The sequence below is a fragment of the Ureibacillus manganicus DSM 26584 genome (assembly GCF_000772945.1).
GTDB classification, from domain to species: domain Bacteria; phylum Bacillota; class Bacilli; order Bacillales_A; family Planococcaceae; genus Ureibacillus; species Ureibacillus manganicus.
Window position 1 is genome coordinate 1 of the sequence record NZ_JPVN01000054.1, and the last position, 4318, is coordinate 4318.

4 protein-coding genes are annotated in these 4318 nt (G+C 35.4%); all 4 read right to left on the bottom strand.

All coding sequences use genetic code 11. The features are described from left to right. Positions 1-88 precede the first annotated feature (88 nt). Positions 89-1111: a glyceraldehyde-3-phosphate dehydrogenase gene (locus tag CD29_RS19090; RefSeq protein WP_036190628.1), complete on the bottom strand. Its 1023-nt coding sequence runs from the start codon at positions 1109-1111 to the stop codon at positions 89-91. Positions 1112-1313: 202 nt separating this feature from the next. Continuing rightward, positions 1314-3158: a DUF4652 domain-containing protein gene (locus CD29_RS19095; RefSeq protein ID WP_036190631.1), complete on the bottom strand. Its 1845-nt coding sequence runs from the start codon at positions 3156-3158 to the stop codon at positions 1314-1316. Continuing rightward, on the bottom strand, positions 3151-3675 hold the full coding sequence (locus tag CD29_RS19100; RefSeq protein ID WP_235801877.1) for a sigma-70 family RNA polymerase sigma factor: 525 nt from the start codon (positions 3673-3675) through the stop codon (positions 3151-3153). Before CD29_RS19100 ends, CD29_RS19095 begins: the two co-directional genes overlap by 8 nt. A gap of 73 nt (positions 3676-3748) precedes the next feature. Then, positions 3749-4255 carry a hypothetical protein gene (locus CD29_RS19105; RefSeq protein WP_036190634.1) on the bottom strand — a complete coding sequence of 169 codons (507 nt, stop codon included), beginning with the start codon at positions 4253-4255 and terminating at the stop codon, positions 3749-3751. Positions 4256-4318: the final 63 nt, after the last annotated feature.

Sequence of the window (4318 nt, forward strand, 5' to 3'; positions counted from 1 at the left end):
TCCTGTGCTGTTATTGCACATGGTGCAACTGCCCGTCGCACATAAAAACCGGCTCAATTGAAATCGAACCGGCTTAAAGTAAAAGTTATTAATTTGTAACTGCAGTTTTTAGTTCACTAACTACTTTTTTCATTAAGTCAACAACACGTGCAGAGTAACCCCACTCATTGTCGTACCAAGCTAATACTTTTACTTTTCTAGTACCCATAACCATTGTTAGTGGGCCATCAATTGTAGATGAGTAAGTTGTAGTATTGTAATCAGTTGATACTAAAGGCTCTGTAGTGAAGTTTAAAATTCCCTTCATTGGACCTTCAGCAGCTTTGATGAATGCTTCGTTTACTTCTTCTACTGTAACGTCTTTTTGTACATCTACTACAAGGTCAACTAATGAAACGTTTGGAGTTGGTACACGTAAAGCTAAACCGTGAATTTTCCCTTGTAACTCAGGTAGTACTAAAGCTAATGCTTTTGCAGCACCAGTAGATGTAGGAATGATCGACTCAGCACATGCACGAGCACGGCGTAAATCTTTATGTGGATTATCGATATTTTTTTGGTCATTAGTATAAGCATGAACAGTTGTCATTAAACCATTTTCAATTCCGAAAGTATCGTTTAAGACTTTTGCTACAGGAGCTAAACAGTTTGTTGTACAAGATGCATTTGAAATTACATCATGCTTACTAATATCTAACAAATCATCATTTACACCCATAACGATTGTTACATCTTCATTTTTACCTGGAGCAGTTAAAATTACTTTTTTTGCACCAGCTTCTAAATGCATAGCAGCTTTAGAGCGCTCGTTAAATTTACCCGTAGCTTCAATAACGATATCTACGCCCATTTCCTTCCAAGGTAATTTTAATGGATCACGTTCACTAATAAGTGCAACATGTTTTCCATTAACAATTAAAGCGTTTTCTTTTGCTTCAATCGTTCCTTCAAATTTCCCATGGTTTGTGTCATACTTAACTAAATGGGCTAATGTTTCAGCTGGGTAACTTGCATTTACTGCCACAATATTTAAATCGTCTTGCAGAATCGCTTGACGGAAAACCATACGTCCAATACGTCCAAACCCATTAATAGCAATAGAAACTGTCATAAATAAAAAGCCTCCTGTAATCGGTTATCATTATGTTTTACTTTTCTCCAAATTAGTATAGCACATTATAAATAAAGTGGAACACAATAATTTGGCAAATTAAATATTCTTATTTTCTGACAATTAATCGATTCTATTACTATTAAATGAAGATAAAAAAACTTGGTTCTAACTAAAGAACCAAGTAGTATAAAAATAATTGTTACTTTGGCGATATGTTGCCTTCTTCCTCACGACCAACATCATAATTATCATCTACATAAATATGCTTTTTGTAAGTGAAGGATCCATCACCATTGCTACTGATTGTCATTATCTCCTCTTTATCGCTTAAATTTCCAAAAACTTGTTTTATCGAATTATTTACTAAATTAAGTTCGTACAGTTGCCCACCCTTAGTAACAGTTCCGTATCCATATCCTACGATGACATATAGACGATTTTCATCGATCCATTCAACTTCTTTAGGTGTAAATTGGATGGCCTCATTTCTATATTTATAGATTGTATATTTACCATTTTCGAGATCCTCAATTGTAAGTTGATTGATACCTTCAAAATCCACACCTCTACCATGTAGTATTGCGCGTTTTGTCTTTAGAGGGGATTCTTCAGTTTCATCAACAGAATGGAAATCCATTTGATCTGCCTCAAATACTCGGAAAACGATATTACCTTCTAACTCTTTCATAATAGGTCCGAATGAAGATAGTTCAGTAAGATGGGATAGTTCAAATTCTCGCGTGTCTTGATTGTAAAATTCGAATTCTAATTTTACTTTACCATAACCTTTTGCATAATATTTTCTCGTAATAGACTCTTCATCTTTATTTTCTAATATGAGAACATCTGAAAATGAATTATACATTGTGCCAACTTCACCTTTTGTATCTATTACAGTAAATTCGCCAATAGTATCGCCCACTTTAAATGGAGCAGTCATTACGATTTCAATAGTTGGTAATTGATTTAATTGTTCCGTTGTCATAGATGATGGACTTGATCCGTCAATCATTTCTTGATAGATTAGCTCAATTTGGTTATTTGTTATGTGATAAATCCGCTCGATGGTTGCACCACCGTTACTCGTAATTTCTTGAACAAATTCATCATTGAGCCATTTTGTTTGAACTTTTTCCCCACCATTTTCAAATCCACCGATATAAAAAGCGTCCGAGTTTTCAGAAGGGAAGAAATACGATTTCAATAAATTATTATAGTTACTTTCATTGTCTGCCACTTCATTGTCAAATGAAATGGATACGAGTTCAGAATGCCAAAATCCTTCTGTGTCACGTTTAACTATTCCATAGTTTGGTACATAGTACTCAATTGAATGCATCTCCGGTGTCGTTGGATCAACTCCACCTTCCACAACGACTACATTTGTAAAAGTACCATAATCAGTTGTTAGTTCAGCATCAATTGAAACAATTTTTTGAGCACCAATTTCAGTCCCTACTTCGATAGGTCCTTTTAGTTCCACACCTAATGATGGAAGTTGATCGAGCTCTTGTGTTGTCCACTCCAGCTGATGACCGTCATAGATCCGCTGAATTTCTTCATCAGTAATTCGGTAGACATATGATTTTGCTGGGGTACTACATGATTCACAGTCTTTCGCATAGATGATTTCTTGCACATACCGATCACTTAACCAATTTGTCTCTATATCTAAACCATTTGTATAAAAATCTCCACCTTTAAAGGTTGCAATTGTTCCATCTGGAGGGAAGAATTGCTTTAAATCGTTATAGTAACCTTGATCCTCTACCGGTTCCTTTACTGGATTCTCCACTTCAGGCTCAATTATTGGTGTGTTATCCTCATTTTGTGCAGTTTGTTCATTCATTAGTTTAGGAATGAATAGTAAACCAACGACAAAGATTGCAATGAAAGATGCAAACGTAACATAATAACCCAAAGCGATTTTCTTTTGTTTTTGAGGTTTGGATCGCACTTTCTCATTCACTCTCCTTATGACTCTATTTTTTTGATCGGATGTATCGCCCATTTTAGCTAGTAACTGTTTTTTTATTTCATTCATGGAGAAGCACCTCCCATTGATTGTTTTTCAATTCTTCTTTTAATAGAGTACGAGCTTTGCGAAGTCGAGTTTTTACTGTGTTATCGGATAAGTTTAGATGTTGGGCTACTTCTATTACGGGCAATTCTTCAAAATAATAATAAATAATAACTTCTCTATATTTTAAAGGTAATCGCAAGATCGCCTCTGCTAATTCTAACTTTTCATCTTGCTCTACTAATCTATTTCGATGGTTCTTCGGTTTACTTGAAAAGCTATTCGTTAAAATTTGCATACGGTAACGCCAGCTCTTCAAATAGTCTTTACATTTATTTACAGTCATTTTAGACAAATAGGTTTTAAGTGATGAGCGCTGTTCAAATTGATCGGATTTCTGGTAATACGTGATGAACACATCCTGCACAATATCTTCAGCAGTAGGCCATTCTTTTACATATAAGAACGCTAACCTAAGTAAATAATCAGTATGTTCGTGCATTATTTGTTGAATATCACGCTCATCCATTACTCCATTCATTCCCAATCCTCCTCCCTGCCTTTAACTATTAGACGAAGCTCGAAGTGAGTACGTTTTAAAAGTATAAAAATTTTTATTTTAATTTATAATTCGAGGACAGTTTTCTCGATTTTTTCACTTTTTTGTCCTTGAGACCACTTCTCGATGACAGTTTTATCAATTTTTTCACTCTTTTGTCCTCGAGATCGCTTCTCGAGGACAGTTTTATCAATTTTTTCTCTTTTTTGTCCTCGAGATCGCTTCTCGAGGACAGTTTTATCAATTTTTTCACTCTTTTGTCCTTGAGACCGCTTCTCGAGGACTGTTTTATCGATTTTTTCACTTTTTTGTCCTCGAGACCGCTTCTCGAGGACTGTTTTATCAATTTTTTCTCTTTTTTGTCCTCGAGATCGCTTCTCGAGGACAGTTTTATCAATTTTTTCACTCTTTTGTCCTCGAGATCGCTTCTCGAGGACTGTTTTATCAATTTTTTCACTTTTTTGTCCTCGAGACCGCTTCTCGAGAACTGTTTTCTCGATTTTTTCACTTTTTTGTCCTTGAGACCGCTTCTCGAGAACTGTTTTCTCGATCTTTCTGTCATTTCATTTACCCAAACAATAGAGTAGGGTGACCATTTTCATGGCCACCCCCTCATCAAACCGTA

Excerpts from the sequence above, each read along its gene's own strand:
- CD29_RS19090 (WP_036190628.1), bottom strand. The coding sequence starts at position 1,111 with ATGACAGTTTCTATTGCTATTAATGGGTTTGGACGTATTGGACGTATG.
- CD29_RS19095 (WP_036190631.1), bottom strand. The coding sequence starts at position 3,158 with ATGAATGAAATAAAAAAACAGTTACTAGCTAAAATGGGCGATACATCC.
- CD29_RS19100 (WP_235801877.1), bottom strand. The coding sequence starts at position 3,675 with ATGAATGGAGTAATGGATGAGCGTGATATTCAACAAATAATGCACGAA.
- CD29_RS19105 (WP_036190634.1), bottom strand. The coding sequence starts at position 4,255 with ATGACAGAAAGATCGAGAAAACAGTTCTCGAGAAGCGGTCTCAAGGAC.